Raw genomic sequence first — 20,563 nt, 5'->3', positions numbered from 1 at the left:
ATCCGATGGGTTCACGATGAACTCTCTTTCTGTGCTGTTCCACGCCCCCGACGCGATGTGGCTGAGCGCATCTCATAGATCCGCCGATGGCCGGAGTGGCCGACGAGCCGATAAGCCCCACTGTTCTCTTCAGAGGTGAACTGGTCGGATCCGTCCGGCCGGATCTGACGCTCGTGGAGTTCCCGGTACCGCTTGTACGGAATCGTTCGCCTGCGTTCGATGGCTGCCCGGTTGGCTGCGGTTCGTAGCTGGCTTCGGTATCCGGGAACCACCGTGGCGGCGAAATATTCGGCGACACAGCCGGAGCCGTAGCTGATGAAGGCGATGGGCTGATCGGTGAGATCCTCGGCATGGTCGAGCAGCGATATCAGCCCCACGTACATGGACGCGGTGTAGCTGTTGCCGATGACCCGGTTGTAGGTGAGTGTGTGCTCGATGGCGGCGTGAATATCGTCTTCTGCCGAAGCGGCGTTGTTGAGCTGTACGAGATGACGGTGAGCTTTGTAAGCCATTTTCGTGAACGGCTGGTGGTAGCAGAAGGCTCGGAACTCCGAGAGTTCACGACCGCCTTGTTTGCGATAATCCGTCCATGCCATCTCGATGGCCTTGAGGTAGGCAGCTACCGAGTATTGCCCGTCGACGATGGCGGTACTGCGGTAGGTGGGACGCCAGAAGTCCATAAGGTCTTCGGAATAGATCCCGGAGACCGGCTCCATACGCAGGATGGCCGGGTCCGCACTGATCAGCATGGCGACCGCCGCCGCACCCTGCGTTACCTCGGCGGCGGAGTCGATCTCGTAGCGGGCGATATCGGTGACGATCACCAGCACACGCCGATTCGGTTCCGCGGCAACGAGTCCCGCCGCGAATTGCAGTGCCGCCGTGCCCGCGTAGCAGGCCTGCTTCAGTTCGACGACCCGAGCTGTGCTGGGCAGTCCGATCAGCCGGTGCAGGTATAGGGCGGCTGCCTTGGATTCGTCGACCCCGCTCTCGGTGGCCAGCAACACCGTGCTGAGATTGTCGACGCCATGGCGCTCGATTATCGGTGCTGCGGCGGCCGCCGCCATGGTCACGATGTCCTCGTCGCCGGCTGGAAAGCTCATGCTCTCCTGCCCGAGTCCGACGGTGAACTTCTCGGCCGGCTGGCCCCGGCGATCGGCGAGAACCGCCAGGTCCAAGACGTAGTGGGTAGTCGCCATCGAAAGGTCGTGGATGCCGATAGCAGGTGTGGTCATAGTTACTCCGATTCTTGTGCTGCTGCGTCCCGTTCGAGTCGCAGATGGGCTCGCATCAGTTCGCCGCGATTGGTTTGTGCGGCCATGAGCGACAGCTCACCGCACAGGACGGTGGCTGCGGCGATCGCAGCCAAGCGCCGCGCATCAGCCCCAGGCTCGTGCTGTCCTCGGCAACCGAGCCGGGCCAGGTTCTCTTCGGCGAAGTCGAGATTCTTGCCGTTGCCGACCGTTCCGATGATGAGGTTGGGAACGGTGCAGGAGAAGTAGAGGTCGCCGTCTCGATCCTGCGCATAGGTGATGCCTTGGGAGCCTTCTATGATATTTGCTGCGTCCTGACCGGTTGCCAGATAGAGGGCAAGCAGCATGTTGGCGTAATGTGCGTTGGCGGAACGAATTCCGCCGGCCAGTATGGTGCCGATGAGATTCTTACGGGTGTTCAGTTCAACGATTCTTTCCGCGGTGGTATGCAGCCGGCGACCGACCACCTCCCGTGGGACGAGTATCTCGGTGACGACGTTCTTTCCGCGGCCGAGGATTCCGTTTACCGCAGTGGCCTTCTTGTCGGAACAGTAGTTACCCGAAATAGATTCGTACCGGACCGTTGGGGCGATCTCGAGAATGTGGTCGATCAGGCGGTCACAGGCATGGGTGACCATGTTGTGCCCGGCCGCGTCCCCAGTACTGAACTCGAATCGCACGAACAGCAGCTTGCCGACGATTTGGCAGTGCAGGTCTACGAGTTTGCAGTACCTGCTACCGATTGCCGCGACGGCCTGCAACTGCGGGAATCGGGAGCGCAGCAGCTCGGTGGTGGAAAGAGCGGTGCCGGCATTGTCGGCGTCGAGCAGAATCGAACGCGCCATGCGCTCGTCGACCAACGTTGCGACAATCCCCGTCGTCGTCGCCGTGGAGATACGAGCCCCGCGCTGTACCGATGGCCACAGGGGGGATTCGAAGGTCGCCAGTGGTACCTCGACGTCCTCGTTGAGGGTATTCCCGGTGATTCGAATCGGCCCGAGCCATCGCATCGGTATCGCTGCGTAGGTTTGCTCGCCGATCTGTACATCCGTCATGAAGACTCCCGTGTTGCCGGATAGGTCTGCACCGGTATCGAGCGAATCCCGGCTCGACTCCACCGGTTACGCATGAGTTCGATCTCGGGTTTCGCGCCGCGCTCGATCACGGCGATGCCGCAGTCTCCGCCTCCGGCGCCGGAGGGCTTCGCCGCGGCTCCGAGTTCCTCGCCCACCGCGCACAGTCTGCTCAGGGCGGGGGTCATGATCCCGAGGGCGATCGCGTCGTCCAGGCCGCACAGGATTCGGCGTGACCGGCGAACCTGATGTTTCACCTCGACCACGTCGCCGACCTCGAGTGCGGAGATCAGCCGATTGACGCTATCGGTGCTTTCCTCGAGGAATCTTTCGAAATAACCTGTGGAATATTGTCTTTCAGTGAATTGTGCGACCAACTCGCCGCTGGCCGCCGGTTCCCCGGTCCAGCCGACCTCGAGGTGCAGGGTCGTCGGGGTGGCGAGGTGACGGATCGACAAGCCGGGCCAGTCACTGTGCAGCAGAAGATCTATGGCGCCCCTGGTCGATAACGCCCGCAGGCGATGCCGGTCGGGGGAGGCATAGGCAATCCACCCTCCCCAGGTGCTCGCCGCGACGTCGCCGCCGGAGCATCGCGGATCGACCGCGACGGTTGCCAGCATCGCCAGCCGGAATCGATCCATCGGACTGGTGCTCAAGCGGTAGAACTCGGCGAACGCGGCGACCACTGCCACGGTAACTGCCGCACTGGATCCCAATCCGAACTTGCGCCCGTCGGCATCGGCGAAATCACCGGTATGGATCTCGAGCTGAAACGGCCGGGTGCGGCCGCCCCGCTCGATGAGCAGATGTTCCACGATCGTGATCGCCGCCAGCACATACGCGAGCGACGCGCGCACGGCGGCATCAGCGTGCGGCAAGCTCATCGCGTTGCCGACCCGCTCGCATCGAAACACAGACTTGCCCAACAGGTCCGAACGAATCGACAGGCCACGGTCGGAGTCGGCGACTGTCGCGATCGCCTGGCGGTCGACCGCCATGAGCACTGCGGGGTGACCGGGCTCAACGACGGCGTACTCACCCGCCACGAAGAGTTTGCCCGGTGCGCGACAGGTGATCATGGGATGTCACCATTCACCGATACCCCCGGCCCGGGGTACGCGATATGCACGGCAACGACTCCCGCCACAGCACTGACGGCGGCCGACACCTGGTCGGCATCGTTGCGGGCGCACAGGGCTACAACATTGGGCCCGGCATCAATCGTGGCGTAGGCGGGGACGCCTTCGGACCGCAGCTGCTGAATCCGGTCCAACACCGCAATCGAGTGCGGCGAGAGATATCGGATCGTCGGGTGTGCCATGAGCATGGCCGCGTGCATACCCAGCGCATTTCGCTCGGTGATCTCCCCGACACGGGTCAGATCGCCGCGGGCTATCGCCTGCTGCATGTGGGCGAGATCGCCTGTGCAGCAGGCTATCCAGGGTAAGTAGAACGGCGACGTCGCCGCTGTGATCCGCATCGCTTCCCTGCTCGAGACAGCCTTCGGTCGCGCATCGACCACACAGACCACCAATGCCGGATCCAGCGCCGTGGCCTCGATCGGTTCAGCGTATGAACTGCGGTCGCCCTCTTCTCCCGCACCGCTTCCGGCGCGCCATTGCACGATTCCGCCGAAGATCGAGCGGCACGCGGACCCGGAACCGCGTCTGGCCAACCGCGACAACGCGCGTGCATCCATCCGCCACCCGTAGGCGGCGGCCGCGGCGGCGGCGAGTGCGGCGAATCCGCTTGCCGATGACGCCAGGCCGACTCCGGTCGCACCCGAGTTGGTGGAGTCCACCACCGCACCGTGCGAGCTGCCCGTCGACATCCGAACCAGGTCGAGAAAGCGCGTCACCCGTTCGTGGGTCGCACTGTCCGCGTACCGACCATTGAGGATGACCACATCCGGTCTCTTCGATGCGACGATCGACACCGATGTTGTGGTGGGGAAGATACTCAGCGTCATCGAGATACTTCCGCTCACCGGGAGTATCAGCGACTCGTCCCGCTTGCCCCAGTACTTGATCAGCGCCATATTGGGGTAGGCGACGGCGGTGGCTGATCTCATCGTGCGGTCCCGCCGATCCCGACCGTCCAGGTCCGCACGGCCCCGGCGGCCATCAACGCATCGGCTACCTTTTCCGCGGCGTTCCCATTCTCGGCCAGCGCGAGAACGCAGCCGCCCAGTCCGCCACCGGTGAGTTTGGCGCCCAGCGCCCCGGCCTCCCGGGCTGCGCGCACAAGGTGCTCGATCTCGGGGGAACTGACGCCCAACCTGTCCAGCATCAGGTGGAAGTCGTTGAGTCGGCTCCCCAGGGCTTTCGCGTCACCGGTGCGCAGATCCGCCGCCGCCGCGGCGATGATCACCGCCGCTCGTGTCAGCAGTCGCGGTGCCGCCGAGTCTGTCTCGAGCCGCCGCCGCACCAGTTCGACGGCCTGCTTCGTGCTGCCGACGATTCCGGTGTCGGCGACAACCAGCACCGCCTCCAGCGTGGTCACGATCGGTCGTGCCGTCCCCGCCTCGAACCAGATCGGCCGCGCGGAGATCACCGCGGAGGCGTCCACGCCGCTGGCCCGGCCGTGCGTCACCTGTTCACCGCGTTGCACCAGCCGATACAGCGTGGTCGCCTCGATGCCACTGCCATTCATATCTGTCACGGCACGGACGCATGCTGCGGTGCACGCGGCGCTGGCGCCCAGCCCCCGCTGCACCGGAATGGTGCACCACAGAGCCAGTTCGACACCCTCTCTCGGCAGTTCGCGCTCGCTCAACGCGGCTTCCACGGCCGCGCGAAAATCCGATCCCTGCTCGGCGGGGTTGCCGGCAGCGATCCGGAACCGGTAGGACGCGCCCGGTTCCGGTGCGCAGGTGCCGACTCCGAACCCGAAGCCGGTGCCCGCCCGTGCGCGGGCTGTCGCGGTCAACGCCGGTAGCGGTACCGCGATCGCCGGCGAACCATAGACGACCGTATGCTCGCCTAGCAGAATCGCTTTGCCGTGTGCCCGTCCGGTGCCGACCGCGGGCTCCTCGATGCCCATGACCGTCACCGATTCCGGTTCGATACGACGTGCGCCAACGCGGCCAGTTCACGCGTTTTCGCGCCATCGGGCAGTGCGGTCAACGCCGACCGCACCCGTTGGTCGGCCAAGGTCTCGACCGTGCGGAGACCACCGGCCTGCTCGATCAGCCTCGTTGCCCGTGCGATGTCCTCGCTCGTCATGGGCGAGGGTGAGTCGTACATCTCGGCCAACCGTGCCCCCGCATCGGTGTTCGACGTCAGTGCCGCGACGACGGGCAGGCTCAGCTTGTGTCGCGCGAGATCGCTGCCGACCGGCTTGCCGGTCACGGCCGGGTCGCCCCATATTCCGAGCTTGTCGTCGATGAATTGGAACGCCAGCCCCAGCTCGCGGCCGAATCGCTCCATTGCCGAGACGGTGATCCGACGGGATTCCGTATATAACGCGCCGAGCGCACACGAACATCCCATCAGCGCACCGGTCTTGGCCATGGCCATGCGGATGTACTGGTCGACGCCGATACTCCCGCGAGTCTCGAAGTCACAGTCCTCCTGCTGGCCTCGACTCAGCTCGACCACTGCTCCCGTCAAGCGTGTGACAGCCTCCCACTTACGGGTCTGGGCCACTAGCTGAATCGCTGTGCTGTGCATGGCATCCCCGAGCAGCACCGCACTCGGCTTCCCCCAGACCCGCCATACGGTGGGCCGCCCCCTTCGCAAGGTATCGCCGTCGATCACGTCGTCGTGGAGCAGACTGAACTCGTGAATCAGTTCGACGGCTGCCGCAGCACTACCGATATCCGCGGACGCCCCGCCACAGGCCGTCGCGGTGGCCAATACCAATGCCGGTCGAAGGTATTTGCCGGCGGAGTCCGGAGTCGGCTCCCCGTCGGCGTCCCACCAACCCGCGTGATATCCGGCCATAAGCGGAAACGGGTCCGGCATCGCCATTACGGTCTCGCGCAGGACAGGCTCGCTGGCGACTCTCGCCCTGGCGAGTATCCGGTCGATGGCACTGTCACTGGTGCCGGGCGGAGCTTGCGCAGGCTGCATCATCAATCTCCTAGACCCGCAGATGAATCGAGTGCGGTCTTCCTGTGTCGGTCGGCCCCCGTTGCGTCCACGCTATTCCGCCGTGCGTTCTGGTGGACCAAACTATAAGGCGACCGACAACAGTCAGATCGAGCTATCCAAATCGCTGGTGGCCGTCCCCGCCCAACAGTCGTTTTATGTTGTATCCAAATTTTATTGGCCCCCGGACCCCATGCGCGGCAACGAGTTTTTGCCCCAAGCATTGTGGGTCGGCCCGCTCCGCTCTTTCCTATCCTGAGTGAAATGCCGGATTCAGCCGGATCGTCGAGCCTGGGAGCGAACGTGGTAACCCTTCCGCACACACAAGCCGTGAACAGTACCTATCAACAAACGGTCGCCAACTACTGGAACGCCGAGAAGAACCCGGTCAACTTGCGGTTGGGCGACGTCGACGGCCTCTATCATCATCACTACGGGATCGGGGAGGTGGATTGGTCAGTCTTGGACGCACCGGCCGACGTGCGGGACGAGCGGATCATCGAGGAGTTGCACCGGCTGGAAACCGCCCAGGCCGACTATCTGCTCGACCACCTCGGCGACGTGGGCGCGCAAGACCGACTGCTCGACAGCGGATCCGGCCGTGGTGGCTGTAGTTTCCTGGCGAACCAGCGCTTCGGTTGCACGATGGATGGCATCTCGATCTCCCAGTCTCAGGTCGACTTCGCCAACGAGCAAGCCCGCAACCGTGGAGTCGCGGACAAGGTGCAGTTTCATCTGAAGAACATGTTGGAGACCGGTTTCGAAACGGGCGCTTTCCGGGGGATCTGGAACAACGAAAGCACCATGTATGTGGACCTCTCGCTGTTGTTCTCCGAGTACCAGCGCCTGCTGAAGCGTGGTGGCAGATATGTCTGCATCACCGGGTGCTACAACGACGTCTACGGCCTGCCGTCGAAAGCGGTGAGCACGATCAACGCTCACTACATCTGCGACATCCACCCGCGCAGTGCCTATTTCAAAGAACTGGCGGCGCATCGCATGGTGCCGGTAGCCGTGGTCGACCTCACGGCCGCGACCATCCCGTACTGGGAACTGCGCGCGCAATCGTCGGTGACCACCGGTATCGAGCAAGTATTCCTGGACGCGTACAAGGGCGGGAGTTTCCAGTATTTGCTCATCGCCGCCGATCGAATTTGAAAGGTACAGGAACAGAGGAGTCAGCCGTGACCGCATGTCACAACGCCGAGCCGTTTCGACCGCTGCCCTACGTGTATCGGGAATGGGGAGACGGGTCATATCCGCCGCTGTACCTCCCTGCCACCGTTCGAGTGGACGAGGAGTTGGCCGCGGAGGTCGATGACCGCTTACTGGCGTGGGCTGACGATATCGGGATACACGCTGACCGCCTGGACAAGTTCCGCGAGGATGGGTTCGGGCGGCTGGCGATGCTCACCCACCCCGATGCGGACGATCCTGATCTGCTGCTCATCGCCGCACAGCTGAACGCGGCGTGGTGGACCTGTGACGACTATTACGCCGACGAAACAGTTCTGGGTGCCGAGCCGATGCTGCTACCGCCGCGGCTGGCACTGGTCATGTCCGCCATGGACGCACCGCCGGCCGCCGGAGGCTACACCCGCCAGTTGGACGACGCGATCAACGCCGAACCGGTCCTGCTCGCCCTGAAGTCCGCGGCGGACCATCTGCGATGCCATGCGACACCGTCCCAGGTGATGCGAACCTGCCTGACGACCTTCCAGATGTATGTCAGCTGGAATGCCTACGCCGCGTGGCGGTATCACCGAGCGTCCCCGCCGATGTGGCGGTACTTGGCCGCCCGTCAGCACGATAGTTTCTATACCTCGATGGTCCTGATCGACGTCGTGGCCGGTTACGAACTCGACGGAAACCTCTTCTATGACCGGCGATTCCACCGTGCCCTCATGCAGGCCGGGACGGCGGCGGTCTTGGTCAACGACTTGCACTCGGCCGCAAAGGAATCCGCGGACGAGCTACCGGACTCGAATGCGGTGTTGATCATCGCGCAGGAGCAGGATGTCGCACTGGCACAGGCCTACGAGCGCGTCGTCACGCTGCACAACGAGTTCGTCGAAGCGTTCGAGCAGAGCTGCCACGAACTCTCCGACATCGCCTCGCCGGAACTGCAGCGGTACCTGCGCGGCACGCAGGCGTGGATGGCAGGCGGTCTCGAGTGGCACAGCTGGGCCGGACGCTATCGCGAGCGAACCGATGCCGACCTGACAGGGAAACTCATCTCGCCGTAACAACGGCAAAAGCGGCTTTCGACGATCAATCCCTGTCACGGTGCCGACGGCGCAGCGGTGATGCCGAATCTCAGCGATTCGACGAGGCGACCTCCCACGCCGCCTCGATCATCCGGAACATCTCGTCCAACGCGGCGTCCGGGTCGGCGGCCGCGCGGGCCAGCGCGTACGCGTCGATCACGAACCTCGCGATCGCCTGGCAGTGCGTGGTAGTCGGTGGCAGGTCGAGGTCGGCGGCGATGGCGGTGGCCAGCGAGTCCGCATAGCGCAACCGCATCGACGCCTCGTACTGCCGCAGCGTGGGCGATCGGTCGATCATTTCCCAGAGCGGGGCGGCTTCGCCGGATGCGCAGTGCCGCACGATGGCTTGGATTTCGCGGTGCAGTGCGGGCATAAGGGGTTCATCGGGGGAGCGGTCGGTGACTGCCAGTGTGAGGCGTCGGTCGAAGTTCTCTTCCTGCTCGAAGACCAGGGCCTCTTTCGAGGCGAAATGGGAGAAGAGGGTGGTGACGGCTACGTCGGCTTCGGTGGCGACATCGCGGATGCCTACCGCGTCGTAGCCGCGTTCCAGGAAAAGCCGCAGGGCGGTATCGGCGATCTTCTGGCGGGTCGCGGCCTTCTTACGCTCGCGACGTCCGACGGTCGGCGCTGTCATCAGCCGATGCTATCAGGTGCGAATCGGTAACTGATCCAAATCACTAACCGTTGCAAAACACTAACAGGTAGCGTTATGTTCGATGCATGAAAGCAGTGCGCTTCGCCGAGTACGGCGGCCCGGATGTCCTGGAACTGGTAGACGTGGCCGAACCCCACCCAGGTCCTGGCCAGATACGAATCGCCGTGCGTGCCGCAGGCGTGAATCCCCACGATTGGCGGGTCCGCGCGGGCCAGTTCCAGCGGATCAACCCGATCGAGCTGCCCGCCGGCCTCGGACAAGACGCCTCCGGAGTGGTGGACGAGATCGGCATCGGAGTCAGCGGCATCGCGATCGGCGACTCCGTACTAGGCCGCGGATCGAACACCTACGCCGAGTTCGCCGTCCTCACCTCCTGGACTCGGCTACCCGAGGGGTTGACCTTCGCCGAAGCGGCCGGATACCCGTCGGTGGTCGAGACCGCACTGCGGATCCTCCGCCTCGTCGACATCCGGCCCGGCCAGACGCTGCTGGTCAGCGGCGCGGCCGGCGGGGTCGGATCGGCGGTGTTGCAGATCGCCCGCGACCGCGGCATCGCGGTGATCGGCACCGCCGGCCCCGCGAACCAGGACTACGTGCGCAGCCTCGGCGCCCACGCCACCACCTACGGCCCGGGCTGGGTCGAGCGGGTACGTGCGCTCGGCCGGGTCGATGCCGCGCTGGACCTCAACGGGGCGGGCGTGATTCGTGGACTGCTCGACCTGACCGGCGACCCGGACAAGGTGATCACCATCGCCGACCTCGAGGCCCCCATGCTCGGCATCCGCTTCGCCGGCACCGGCGGCAACATGCCCGCGGCACTCGCCGAAGCCGTCGACCTCATCACCCGCGGCAAACTCTGCATACCGGTCGCGCAGTCCTACCCGCTCACCGATGCCGCCGCCGCGCACGCGGACAGCCAGGCCGGACACACTCGCGGACGCCGAGTCCTGCTCGTCTGAGCCGAATCACGCAGTCGCGCAGCCGGATTCAGCGTGGATTCGCAGCGTCGATGCCTGAGCCTGCCACGCACCCCATGGTCGACCACTGAGGAGACCATCGCGTTCCGACCTCGCATAGACGCCGACGTCCAGATGGACACCAGGTGCGGCATCACCCTCACCGGCAAGTTCTACCGGCCAGCAGACGATGTCGGCTGGCCGGTCCTGCTGTACCGCAACCCTGCGACCGGCAAGGACCTCTACCGAGGTTTTCGGGATCGTCGCTGACCCGCTGTGGCTCGTCGGACAGGGGGTTCGCGGAATCGTCCAAGGCGCCCGCGCGGCAGGTTCGACTTCGTCGCCGTCAGCGAGACCGAGGCTGCCCGGCTGACCATCTGGTGCTGACCGGCCGCCGCCGCCAGTGTGTGCCCGACCGGCCGGTCGGCCGGACCGCTTTCGCCGGTAGGTCGGACTGCGCCGCTGCCGCCGCCCCGTCCTGTCAATAGTGCTAGTCTTATTAGCATCATGTTGTGGCATATTGATCAGGCCTCCAGGGTGTCGCTGCAAGACCAGATCGCGGCGTGCGTCCGGCGTGCGGTTACCGCCGGGGAGTTGGTGGTCAACGAACAGCTCCCGCCCGCAACGGAATTGGCGCACGCGCTGTCGGTCGATCGCAATACTGTGCTGGCGGCGTATCGGCGCCTACGGGAGGAAGGGGTCGTGGATTTCCGGCGCGGGCGTGGCGTGCGGGTCACCGCGGCTGCTCCTACCTCGGCGCCGGTGGAGCAGGCCGTGCGCCAGCTGATCGAGTCCGCACGCGCGAATGGTTACAGCAAGGCCGAGGTGCTCGGCATGATCGAGGAGTTGATGTGACGCCCGCCGCGACGGTCTACATCTGCCGCGTCACCGAGTGGCGGATGTTGTGGCTTAACACCTTCGTCCTGTTTTCCTGCCCTTTCGGTTCTGATAGGTCCTATCCTTGGAGGTTTCTGCCTCTCGCGGCCGTGATCGTCGCGCTGGTCGAGGTGATTGCGCAGGCCAGCCTGCGCGTTAGCGCGGGGCTTGGCGGGCTGACAGTGAATTTTGCGCTGCGTTTGACCTTGACCAGTGGCCGAACGGTCACCGTCTCGATGCCGGAACCCGCAGCCGCGCTGGTGGCGATGGGCTTCACACCATGAGCCTCGGCCAGGTTGTAGATCATTTGAAACCAAGTCAGCACCGTCGGTGAACCGGGTCGGCACCTGCGGGTTTCGCCATCCATCGGTCAAATCAGTGAGCCGATGTCCTGAGTGACGATCTTGTCGAGGGCGCGTTCGGCGACGGCGGCGATGGTCATGGAGGGGTTGCAGGCGGCGGTGTTGCCGGGCATCAGGGCGCCGTCGAGGACGTAGAGGCCGGGGTGGCCGTGGACTCGGCCTTCCAGGTCGCAGACCGCGCCCATGCTTGCGCCGCCGAGTGGGTGCCAGGTGGTGGGGAAGAGGGTGTTGGTGTCGATGAGCGTGCTGTCGGGGCCGGCGATTTTGTGTACTGCGGGGCCGATGTGGTGGTGCTGGATGTGGTTGTCGCCGTTGGCGGGCCAGCGCAGGATGGCGTCGTCGCGGCCGGGGTCGTAGGTGAAGGTGCCGCGGCTTTCGCTGACGCCGTAGCCGACCAGCATGGTGCTGCGGGGGTCGAGGGAGAGCGGGGGGATGGAGGCTTGGATGACGGTGTGGGCGGTGTTCGGGTCGGTCCAGTTGAGACTGCCGAAGACTACCGGGCCGCCTTGTGGCGCACCGAATTCCGCGGAGGGGTCGGTCCAGACGTAGATGCGGTCGGCGTTGGAGCCCCAGTTCTGGCCGAGGGCGTCGGGTAGGTCGGGGATCAGGCCCTTGCCGCCTGCTCGCAGCAATAGTCGGGTGGTGTTCAGGCTGCCGGCGGCCATGATCAGGGCGCCGGTGGTCAAAATCTTGTGTTCGACCACGGTGCCGGTGGTGTCGAGTCGTTGCACATGGACTTTCCAGCGTCCGTCGGCGGCCCGCTCGACATCGGTTACCTCGTGCAGGGATTCGACCCGCGCCAGGCCGGTGGCTTCGGCGGCGGCGATGTAGGTGACGTCGACCGAGTGTTTGCCGCCGTTGTTGACGCCCATGGCTCCGTCGCCGTTGATGTAGGACGGCTTCATTTCTCCGCGCAGCTCGGCGAGAGCGAAATCCCAGTCGATGGGCATGGGAATCTTCGACAGCGGCAGCCCCGCGTTGCGGACTCGGTCGGCGAATACCCTTGCAGCCCGGTAATTCTCGGAGGCGATCAGTTCATCGGGTGCTTCGGCCAGGCCTAGCACCTTCGCGACCCTCGGGTAGTGCACTCGGTTCATCAGCGCCCAATCCAGCTCCTGCGGGAAATGGGTATTGAACACCGCCTCGGCGGGTTGCAACGACATCCCTTGATAGACAAGGGAACCGCCGCCGACGCCGGCCGCGCACAGTGCGGTCATGTTCTCGCCGGGCACCGCCTCCACCAGGCCGGTGTAGGGGTCGAACACCATCGGCCGCCCGAAAACGTTGGGGCTGGAGCGATACCAGAGGAACCGCTTGTCCGGGGCAAGCGCCCGAGGGAACGTTTCGGAGTTCGGCCCGGTCGGCCAGCGCAGCCCGCGCTCGAGCACGGTCACGGGCACGCCCGCCTGGGTCAGCCGCAGCGCGCTGACGCCGCCACCGAAGCCGGAGCCGACGATCACTACCCGGTGGTCCTCGTGGGTGAGCGGTATGTGGTTCACCTGGGCGGCGGCGTGCGGCGCCCGGACCATGGCGGCGGCGCCGGTCGCGGCGAGACCGGTCAGCAGTGACCGGCGCGAAATCGCTGTCATAACAAAGCTTTCGGTGGTAGTCGTCGGTCGAAACCGAGCGCTGAACCTCTACCCGGAGCGGATGAGGGCATGGCGAGGCATGAGCCGTTGATGGTGGCGTCGAGACCGAGAGTTGAATTTCTACCCGGAGCGGATCAGGGCATGGTTAGGCACGAGCCGTTGCTGGCGGCTCGGGAGTCGGTCAGCGCTGATTCAGCAGCGGCGCACGATGATTCAGTCGATGGTGCAGCCGGCGACCGGTTTGCCGGCGAGGCGATCGAGCAGATAGGTGATCGCGTTGTCCGGCCCGAATCCATCGATCATTTCGGGCCCGAAATGGTTGGGGATGGTGGCGCCGGAGAAGATCGGGGGCAGGTTGTTGGTGCGGAAGGTGACGGTGCCGCCCTTGGCGCACCAGTCTTCGGCGAGCCTGCGGGCCTGGTTGTAGGGGACGGTGTCGTCGTTGAGCCCGCTGGTGATCAGCACCGGGGTGGTGGGCGCGACGCTGCCCGCGCGGAGTTCGGCGAGCGCCGGGGCGGCCTCGGGGATGTCGTGCAGATGCTCGATGAGTGGGCGGCCGTCGATGGTCAGCGAGCTGGTTTTCAGGAACGGCTGCTTGACGATCACGTCGCCGATGCACTCGGTGCTGAGGGTGTTCAGCATGTCGCGCCCCGCGGGGCTGGTGACCCGGCCGACCGCTGCGTTCAGCTCGGGGTAGCGGGCGAGCAGGCCGTTGATCGCGAATCCGATTGCGCCGCCGATCAATGCGCCGTCGATGCGCTCGAGGACGGCCGTCAGGTCGGCGACGGGTCCGCCAGCCCAGGTCCCTTTGAGGTTCAGCTCGGGTGCGTACGAGGGGAGCAGTTCCGCGGCGCCCGCGGTGGCGCCGCCGCCTTGGGAGTAACCCCAGAAGACGAGCGGCGTTTCGGGTCCCACGCCGCCGAGGTTGTTGGCGGCGCGGGCGCCGTCGAGGATCGCGTGCCCGCCTTCGATGCGATTGGCGAAGGTGTGCATTCCCGGCGTGCCGAGTCCGATGTAGTCGGTGACCAGGACGCGGGCGCCGAGTGCACTCCAGACCGCAGAGGAGGGCAGTTCTTGGTTGGCCGAAAGGGAGACCGACGGGTCGGCGGACAGAGTCACGCCGCTGGCGAAGGCCACCGACATGGCGCAGTGGTCGGCTTGACCCGCGGTGCCGGGACCGATGACGACGGTGGGGCGCGGCCCCGCGCCGCGCCATGGGCCCGACGCCTCGACGTAGGTTCCGGTGATCGCGGTCGGCGTGCCGTCCTGAAGCCGGCTCGCATACATGACGTGCTGTGCCTTGACCGGCCAGCCTGCCGCGGTGGGCGGAGTTGCGAGGATAGTCATGGGCTCGGCCTTGATGATCGCGCCCGGGGTGGCCGGAATCTGCGCGGGCGGTGTGTAGAACGCGCTCACCGGGGCGGCTGCCGCCTGCTGTGTAGTGATGCCGACTCCGCCGATGGCGACGGCGCACGCCACCGCCACCGCACCCGCTGCCACCCGTGCCGCTCCAGTCAGTGCCTTTGCCCGCGTGCGCAACCCGTGCTGCTCGTACATGTGATGACTCTCCGCTTCCTGCCCGGCATCGTCGCCGCCCTGAACTGAGTCGCGATAGCAATGACGTACGACTCGGGTCACAGCGGCGCGCTGCCCGGAACAGTAACACGGTTACTGTCGGTGTGGAACCGCCGGAACCTGTTGACGCTCACGCCGAATCGGCGCCGCCCCGGCCTTCGGTGGCGGACACACCGTTGGTTTCGCTGCCGGGTTGCGGACTCGGCAGGAAGGGTGCCGCGAGAGCCGGATTCACGCTCCAGCGGGGTGCGTTTTTACCGGGAGCGGGACCGGTCGCCGCTGCGGCCTCTGCGCTGTTATCGCTGGTCAGGCGACGAACAGTGCGTTCGAGAATAGGCAAGATCTCGGTGATTTCGAGACTGCCGTCGGCATACCGCCCGATCAGCGCGTAGGCCATATTGGCCAGGATCAACGCGACGTCTTCGAGGTAAGAGGGATCGGCGCGCTCGAACAACGGTGAGGCGACCGGCAGAATCGCGTTGATGCCTTGATTGTCGAGCCGGTGTCCATTTTCGGTGGCTCTGGCCCGGTGGTAGGCCTCGAGCATCCGCGGATTGCGTTCCCACGGTTCGAAGACGTACCCCAGGACGCGCATCAATCCGTCGTACAGACTTTCGTGCGCGGGCGGCTGCTCCATGCCCGCGTAGCTGTTGGTCGCCATCCAACGCTCGACGGCGGCGATCATCAACGCGTCGCGATCAGGGAAATATTTGTAGACGGTGGCAAGGGAGACGTGCGCGCGACGGGCGACCTCCCTGAGCTGAACGGCGTCGTACCCATCGGATTCCAGCAACTCGAGTACTACATCGATGATGGCCTGCGCCGTGGAAATCGCCTTTGCTGCCACTCGCTTACGGTAGCGCCGGATCGGAGCTGCTTACCACTTCGGCCCGGCGGGTCGCCGGTACCCTCCTGTGCGGCGGCCTCGGCGCGCTGAGTTCGCGCGTGCCGCATAAGGTTCGGCGCGGGTACCGATCAGGCCCGGCGCTCACGGCCGGCGTAGTGGTTCTCGGCGTACCACTCGCCGCGGCCTGCGGGCAGCAGGTCGAGGACGTTCCACACCGGGGACAGCAGATCGATGCCGCGTTGGGTGTCGTCGTGGAAATTCGCGGGCAGCGTGTAGAAGTGCCGTACCCGGTCGTCCTCGGTGGTGAAGACGCTGATCATCGGTCGCTGTTCTCCGTTGGGCCGCTCGGCGTTCAGGTCGGCGTTGAAGGTCGTGTCGTGGCTGGAGAGGATGCGCAGCCCGTCCCAGCCGCGCCGCAATGCCCACCCGCGCAGCTTCGGCAGCGGCGCCTTGGCGATGACGGCGAAGCTGGTGCGCTGGCCGAGATGATGGGCGACGCCCTGGAATCCGTCGACCCACAGCGAGCACATCGGGCAGGCTTCGTCGTCGTCCGGATGGAACATCAAGTGGTAGACGACCAGAGTTTCGTGCTGCCCGAACAGCTCTCGCAGTTTCGTGGTCCGGATCGGTTCAGGCTGGCCGAGGTCGGCCGGGCCCTCGGCGAAGGAGTAGTCGTCGACGAGGAGCCCCGGGGGTACTCGTCGGCGCGCGGCGGCCACGTCCTCGATCTGATCGCGCAGTGTGCGTTCGGCTTTCGCCAGTTCGATACGGGCCGCGATGTACTCCTCGCTCGCGCCCTCAGGCCACATCGGCTCCATCGCCGCGGCATTCACTTCGCCCATGACGGGTTGATCTCCTTTGGTTTCGGATAGTGAACCTGCCGCTGGTCACGGTAGAGCACGGGCGTCAAGTGCGCGAGAGAACCGCGAACTCGGGGTTGCCTCCGCCATGTTCACAGTTACTATAGGTTTATATACCTACCTGCACGGTGGTGAGGAGCGCGGCATGTTCGAGAGGTTCACCGACCGCGCGAGGCGTGTCGTTGTCCTGGCCCAGGAAGAGGCCCGGATGCTCAACCACAACTACATCGGTACCGAGCACATCCTGCTGGGGCTGATTCATGAGGGTGAGGGTGTCGCGGCGAAGTCGCTGGAGTCGCTCGGTATTTCGTTGGAGGGCGTGCGTAGCCAGGTGGAGGAGATCATCGGGCAGGGCCAGCAGGCTCCGTCGGGTCATATTCCGTTCACCCCGCGGGCCAAGAAGGTGCTGGAGCTGAGTCTGCGCGAGGCGTTGCAGCTGGGCCATAACTACATCGGTACCGAGCACATCCTGCTGGGTCTCATCCGTGAGGGTGAGGGTGTGGCCGCGCAGGTGCTGGTCAAGCTGGGTGCTGATTTGAACCGGGTGCGTCAGCAGGTCATCCAGTTGTTGTCGGGGTATCAGGGCAAGGAGCCGGTGGAGTCGGGTTCGCGTGGTGAGGCGGGTACTCCGTCGACCTCGCTGGTGCTCGATCAGTTCGGCCGGAATCTGACCCAGGCCGCGCTGGAGGGCAAGCTGGATCCGGTGATCGGGCGCTCGAAGGAGATCGAGCGGGTGATGCAGGTGCTGAGCCGGCGCACCAAGAACAACCCGGTGCTGATCGGTGAGCCCGGGGTGGGTAAGACCGCCGTGGTCGAGGGCCTCGCGCAGGCGATTGTCAATGGTGAGGTCCCCGAGACGCTCAAGGACAAGCAGCTCTACACCCTGGATCTGGGGTCGCTGGTCGCGGGTAGTCGTTACCGTGGTGATTTCGAGGAGCGTCTGAAGAAGGTCCTCAAGGAGATCAATACTCGCGGTGACATCATTTTGTTCATCGATGAGCTGCACACTCTGGTGGGTGCGGGTGCCGCCGAGGGTGCGATCGACGCGGCCTCGATTTTGAAGCCGAAGCTGGCTCGTGGTGAGTTGCAGACCATCGGCGCGACGACTTTGGATGAGTACCGTAAGTACATCGAGAAGGACGCGGCGTTGGAGCGCCGGTTCCAGCCGGTGCAGGTCGGTGAGCCGACGGTCGAGCACACCATCAACATTTTGAAGGGTCTGCGGGATCGTTACGAGGCTCATCATCGGGTCTCGATCACCGATGGCGCGTTGGTGGCGGCGGCGACGTTGGCTGACCGGTATATCAATGATCGGTTCTTGCCGGACAAGGCGATCGATTTGATCGACGAGGCGGGTGCGCGGATGCGGATCCGCCGGATGACCGCTCCGCCGGATCTGCGTGAGTTCGATGACAAGATCGCTGATGCGCGCCGGGAGAAGGAGAGCGCGATCGATGCGCAGGACTTCGAGAAGGCCGCGCGGTTGCGGGACAAGGAAAAGCAGCTCGTCGCCAAGCGTGCCGAGCGGGAGAAGCAGTGGCGTTCCGGTGATCTGGACGTGGTGGCCGAGGTCGATGATGAGCAGATCGCGGAGGTGCTGGCCAACTGGACCGGTATCCCGGTGTTCAAGCTGACCGAGGAGGAGACCACCCGGTTGTTGCGGATGGAGGATGAGCTGCACAAGCGGATCATCGGCCAGGAGGACGCGGTCAAGGCCGTGTCCAAGGCGATCCGCCGCACGCGTGCGGGGTTGAAGGATCCCAAGCGTCCGTCGGGGTCGTTCATCTTCGCCGGGCCTTCGGGTGTGGGTAAGACCGAGCTGGCCAAGTCGCTGGCGAACTTCTTGTTCGGTGATGATGACGCGCTGATCCAGATCGACATGGGCGAGTTCCATGACCGGTTCACCGCGTCGCGGTTGTTCGGTGCTCCGCCCGGCTATGTCGGGTATGAGGAGGGCGGGCAGCTGACCGAGAAGGTGCGGCGTAAGCCGTTCTCGGTGGTGCTCTTCGACGAGATCGAGAAGGCCCATCAGGAGATCTACAACACCCTGTTGCAGGTCCTCGAGGACGGTCGTCTCACCGACGGCCAGGGCCGGACCGTGGATTTCAAGAACACGGTGCTGATCTTCACCTCCAACCTCGGTACCTCGGATATCTCCAAGGCGGTCGGGCTCGGGTTCACCCAGTCCAACATTCAGGGTTCGAACTACGAGCGGATGAAGCTCAAGGTCAACGACGAGCTGAAGAAGCATTTCCGGCCCGAGTTCCTCAACCGGATCGACGATGTCATCGTCTTCCACCAGCTGACCACCGATCAGATCGTGCAGATGGTGGATTTGATGATCGGCCGGGTCGGGGTCCAGTTGAAGAACAAGGACATGTCGATGGAGCTGTCCGAGCAAGGCAAAGCCTTGCTGGCCAAGCGTGGCTTCGACCCCGTGCTCGGTGCCCGGCCCCTGCGCCGGACCATCCAACGCGAGATCGAAGACCAGCTCTCGGAGAAGATCCTCTTCGGCGAGATCGGCCCCGGCCAAACCGTCTACGTCGACGTCGAAGGCTGGGACGGAGTCGAGGATCCCGACGGTGCGGAAACGGCGACCTTCGTATTCCGAGTCAAAAGCCAGGAGAAGTCACTGACCTGATTCCGCCGGAAGCCGCCGCGCAACATGAAACGTGTTGCGCGGCTTCGGCATGCCATTTATCGGTGCGAATTCGGCGAGATCGGAAATTAATCTTGATACTTCCCCGTTTTGGTAGGGCTCGTATCATTGCCCAGATCAGTTCAAAAACATATAGTTAAAGGCATCGTTCCAACTAGTTCCACAGACGCTGGAGGTGTCTGGATTGAGCGCCATCAAAGAGACGTACGAATCACTGAACTTAGAACCGAAGCCGATCCGTCCGCATATCCTCGCCGCCGCGACCGTGGCATTCGGTGAGGATTACTACGCGGCACGCAAGGAGACGATCAACCTCTCCGGCTTCGTTCAACTCAACAAGTGGCCGATGCCCGGGTTCGAGCATCGCGTCGACGAAAGGGGTTACGCGGAGTTCGAGACCGAGCTGATCTCGGCCCCCGAGGTCGGTATCAAGGGCTACAGCTACGAGCTGGACGACCGCATCCAGGTGCTGTCGAACCCGTTCCTGCCCAACACCGGTCACGTACGGCAGATCACGCCGGGCAAGAACTTCCCCGCGGAGTTCAACATTCGCCGGTTCGGCATCCTGGAGTCCAGCACGCTGCGGCTGGCACACCGCAACGTGATCGACATCTACGGTGTCGTCGACCATATCCCGCCGTTCAAGAAGCCACTGACCGGCCCGTATCTCGGCAAGCCGCGCGGTGACGGTCCGTTCGACGTGATCGTGGGGCCCAACGTGGTCCGCGGTACCACCCTGCCCGAGGCCTGGTACCCCGCCAACGACGAGAACGAGCCGGTGGGCATCACGCCGAGCATGTTCTTCATGCCCAGCGCCGGGCCGTGCATCTCCATGCTGGTCGACCCGTCGATGATCATGCAGGTGTCGTTGGAGGGCCAAGCCAAACTGGAGGTGGGCGGCAAGGAGGTGACCGTCGACCTGGCCGGCGACTACAAGCACGCGGCGGGCACGGAGATCCTGCTGTTCGGACCGGAGAAGCACGACGAGGGCTCCGGTGTGCTGGCACAGATCTCGCGCGTCGCGATCTCCGGCCACTGCGCCGAGCTCGGCGGACGTGTGATGCTCAGAGTGAGTTTCCCGCGCGTGTCCGGTGGCACCCTCGGCGAAGGCAGCGAAGACAGCCTGAGCCGCATCCGCTACCCGAGCGAGCTGCACATCGACACCGAGTTCGAGCTGGTCACCCCCGAGGTGACGCTGTACGCGACGAACCCGGTGCACGTGTTCGGCAAGCTGTCGAGCATGGAGGCCACCGGGACCGAGCTGCAGATGAACGGCACGGATACCGCGCTGGTCACCACGGCGGACGAGGTCAAGGCCAGGCTGACGGGTATCAATCTGGTCATGCGTGATTCGTTTGTCGGCGAGCACGCCGCCGTCAACGTGTAGGTGGGCTCTTCCGAGCGGTCGTCGCTTGACGCCGGCCGCTCGGGCGAGTTCCCTAGAGTTATCAATAGCGAAAGCTCGGCCCTGCTGGTCCCTTGCCTCATTGCGTGGGAGGG

General features: G+C 64.7%; 19 protein-coding genes. 8 read left to right on the top strand and 11 right to left on the bottom strand.

The window, feature by feature from the left end:
* Positions 1–11: 11 nt before the first annotated feature.
* From DMB37_RS04630 to DMB37_RS04605, 6 genes are read right to left on the bottom strand one after another with little or no spacing between them, the layout of a single operon-like run.
* Complete coding sequence (locus DMB37_RS04630) at positions 12–1,235, bottom strand: hydroxymethylglutaryl-CoA synthase (RefSeq protein ID WP_135231630.1); 1,224 nt, start codon at positions 1,233–1,235, stop codon at positions 12–14.
* 2 nt (positions 1,236–1,237) lie between these two features.
* The gene (locus DMB37_RS04625; protein WP_135231629.1) at positions 1,238–2,308 is read right to left on the bottom strand and encodes a hydroxymethylglutaryl-CoA reductase; all 1,071 of its coding nucleotides are present in this window, start codon (positions 2,306–2,308) and stop codon (positions 1,238–1,240) included.
* Positions 2,305–3,405, bottom strand: a complete 1,101-nt coding sequence (locus DMB37_RS04620; RefSeq protein ID WP_135231628.1) for a phosphomevalonate kinase — start codon at positions 3,403–3,405, stop codon at positions 2,305–2,307. The genes DMB37_RS04625 and DMB37_RS04620 overlap by 4 nt, the downstream gene beginning before the upstream one ends.
* On the bottom strand, positions 3,402–4,397 hold the full coding sequence (gene mvaD / locus DMB37_RS04615; RefSeq protein WP_135231627.1) for a diphosphomevalonate decarboxylase: 996 nt from the start codon (positions 4,395–4,397) through the stop codon (positions 3,402–3,404). The genes DMB37_RS04620 and mvaD overlap by 4 nt, the downstream gene beginning before the upstream one ends.
* The gene (gene mvk / locus DMB37_RS04610; protein ID WP_135231626.1) at positions 4,394–5,368 is read right to left on the bottom strand and encodes a mevalonate kinase; all 975 of its coding nucleotides are present in this window, start codon (positions 5,366–5,368) and stop codon (positions 4,394–4,396) included. Before mvk ends, mvaD begins: the two co-directional genes overlap by 4 nt.
* Before the next feature lie 5 nt (positions 5,369–5,373).
* Entirely contained in the window at positions 5,374–6,402 is a 1,029-nt protein-coding gene (locus DMB37_RS04605) for a polyprenyl synthetase family protein (RefSeq protein WP_240772244.1), read from the bottom strand.
* A 240-nt stretch (positions 6,403–6,642) separates the two neighbouring features.
* Here DMB37_RS04605 and DMB37_RS04600 point away from each other — a divergent pair, with 240 nt between their 5' ends.
* Both DMB37_RS04600 and DMB37_RS04595 read left to right on the top strand, forming a co-directional pair.
* Positions 6,643–7,575: a geranyl diphosphate 2-C-methyltransferase gene (locus DMB37_RS04600; RefSeq protein WP_240772243.1), complete on the top strand. Its 933-nt coding sequence runs from the start codon at positions 6,643–6,645 to the stop codon at positions 7,573–7,575.
* Positions 7,576–7,601: 26 nt separating this feature from the next.
* Positions 7,602–8,663 (top strand): family 2 encapsulin nanocompartment cargo protein terpene cyclase, encoded by a 1,062-nt coding sequence (locus DMB37_RS04595; protein WP_206055188.1) that lies wholly within the window; start codon positions 7,602–7,604, stop codon positions 8,661–8,663.
* A gap of 70 nt (positions 8,664–8,733) precedes the next feature.
* On the opposite strand, the gene DMB37_RS04590 is transcribed toward DMB37_RS04595, so the two are convergent.
* Positions 8,734–9,318, bottom strand: a complete 585-nt coding sequence (locus tag DMB37_RS04590; RefSeq protein WP_135231625.1) for a TetR/AcrR family transcriptional regulator — start codon at positions 9,316–9,318, stop codon at positions 8,734–8,736.
* An 86-nt stretch (positions 9,319–9,404) separates the two neighbouring features.
* Between DMB37_RS04590 and DMB37_RS04585 the strand changes: the two genes are divergently transcribed.
* The 4 genes from DMB37_RS04585 to DMB37_RS04570 all read left to right on the top strand — a co-directional run bounded on the left by DMB37_RS04585 (position 9,405) and on the right by DMB37_RS04570 (position 11,455).
* A complete protein-coding gene (locus DMB37_RS04585; protein ID WP_135231624.1) occupies positions 9,405–10,298 on the top strand; it encodes an NADP-dependent oxidoreductase in 894 nt (297 codons plus the stop codon).
* 33 nt (positions 10,299–10,331) lie between these two features.
* Positions 10,332–10,565: a hypothetical protein gene (locus tag DMB37_RS04580; protein ID WP_135231623.1), complete on the top strand. Its 234-nt coding sequence runs from the start codon at positions 10,332–10,334 to the stop codon at positions 10,563–10,565.
* A gap of 237 nt (positions 10,566–10,802) precedes the next feature.
* Positions 10,803–11,150, top strand: coding sequence for a GntR family transcriptional regulator (locus DMB37_RS04575; protein WP_135231622.1), 348 nt, complete (start codon positions 10,803–10,805; stop codon positions 11,148–11,150).
* Positions 11,147–11,455: a hypothetical protein gene (locus tag DMB37_RS04570; protein ID WP_135231621.1), complete on the top strand. Its 309-nt coding sequence runs from the start codon at positions 11,147–11,149 to the stop codon at positions 11,453–11,455. The genes DMB37_RS04575 and DMB37_RS04570 overlap by 4 nt, the downstream gene beginning before the upstream one ends.
* Positions 11,456–11,541: 86 nt before the next feature.
* On the opposite strand, the gene DMB37_RS04565 is transcribed toward DMB37_RS04570, so the two are convergent.
* The 4 genes from DMB37_RS04565 to DMB37_RS04550 all read right to left on the bottom strand — a co-directional run bounded on the left by DMB37_RS04565 (position 11,542) and on the right by DMB37_RS04550 (position 16,386).
* A complete protein-coding gene (locus tag DMB37_RS04565; RefSeq protein WP_135231620.1) occupies positions 11,542–13,122 on the bottom strand; it encodes a GMC oxidoreductase in 1,581 nt (526 codons plus the stop codon).
* Positions 13,123–13,335: 213 nt separating this feature from the next.
* Entirely contained in the window at positions 13,336–14,679 is a 1,344-nt protein-coding gene (locus DMB37_RS04560; protein ID WP_135231619.1) for a lipase family protein, read from the bottom strand.
* A gap of 148 nt (positions 14,680–14,827) precedes the next feature.
* Positions 14,828–15,544 (bottom strand): TetR family transcriptional regulator, encoded by a 717-nt coding sequence (locus tag DMB37_RS04555; RefSeq protein WP_135231618.1) that lies wholly within the window; start codon positions 15,542–15,544, stop codon positions 14,828–14,830.
* Between the two features lie 128 nt (positions 15,545–15,672).
* On the bottom strand, positions 15,673–16,386 hold the full coding sequence (locus DMB37_RS04550) for a DUF899 family protein (protein ID WP_135231617.1): 714 nt from the start codon (positions 16,384–16,386) through the stop codon (positions 15,673–15,675).
* A gap of 163 nt (positions 16,387–16,549) precedes the next feature.
* Between DMB37_RS04550 and DMB37_RS04545 the strand changes: the two genes are divergently transcribed.
* Both DMB37_RS04545 and DMB37_RS04540 read left to right on the top strand, forming a co-directional pair.
* Complete coding sequence (locus DMB37_RS04545) at positions 16,550–19,045, top strand: ATP-dependent Clp protease ATP-binding subunit (protein WP_135231616.1); 2,496 nt, start codon at positions 16,550–16,552, stop codon at positions 19,043–19,045.
* Between the two features lie 202 nt (positions 19,046–19,247).
* Positions 19,248–20,450, top strand: coding sequence for a DUF6004 family protein (locus DMB37_RS04540; RefSeq protein WP_135231615.1), 1,203 nt, complete (start codon positions 19,248–19,250; stop codon positions 20,448–20,450).
* The last annotated feature ends 113 nt before the right edge of the window (positions 20,451–20,563 follow it).

The sequence above is a fragment of the Nocardia sp. CS682 genome, from assembly GCF_004634405.1.
In the GTDB taxonomy this organism is placed as follows: Bacteria; Actinomycetota; Actinomycetes; order Mycobacteriales; family Mycobacteriaceae; genus Nocardia; species Nocardia ninae.
Note: the sequence above shows the minus strand (reverse complement) of the source record. Positions and strands in the feature narration are given on the sequence as shown.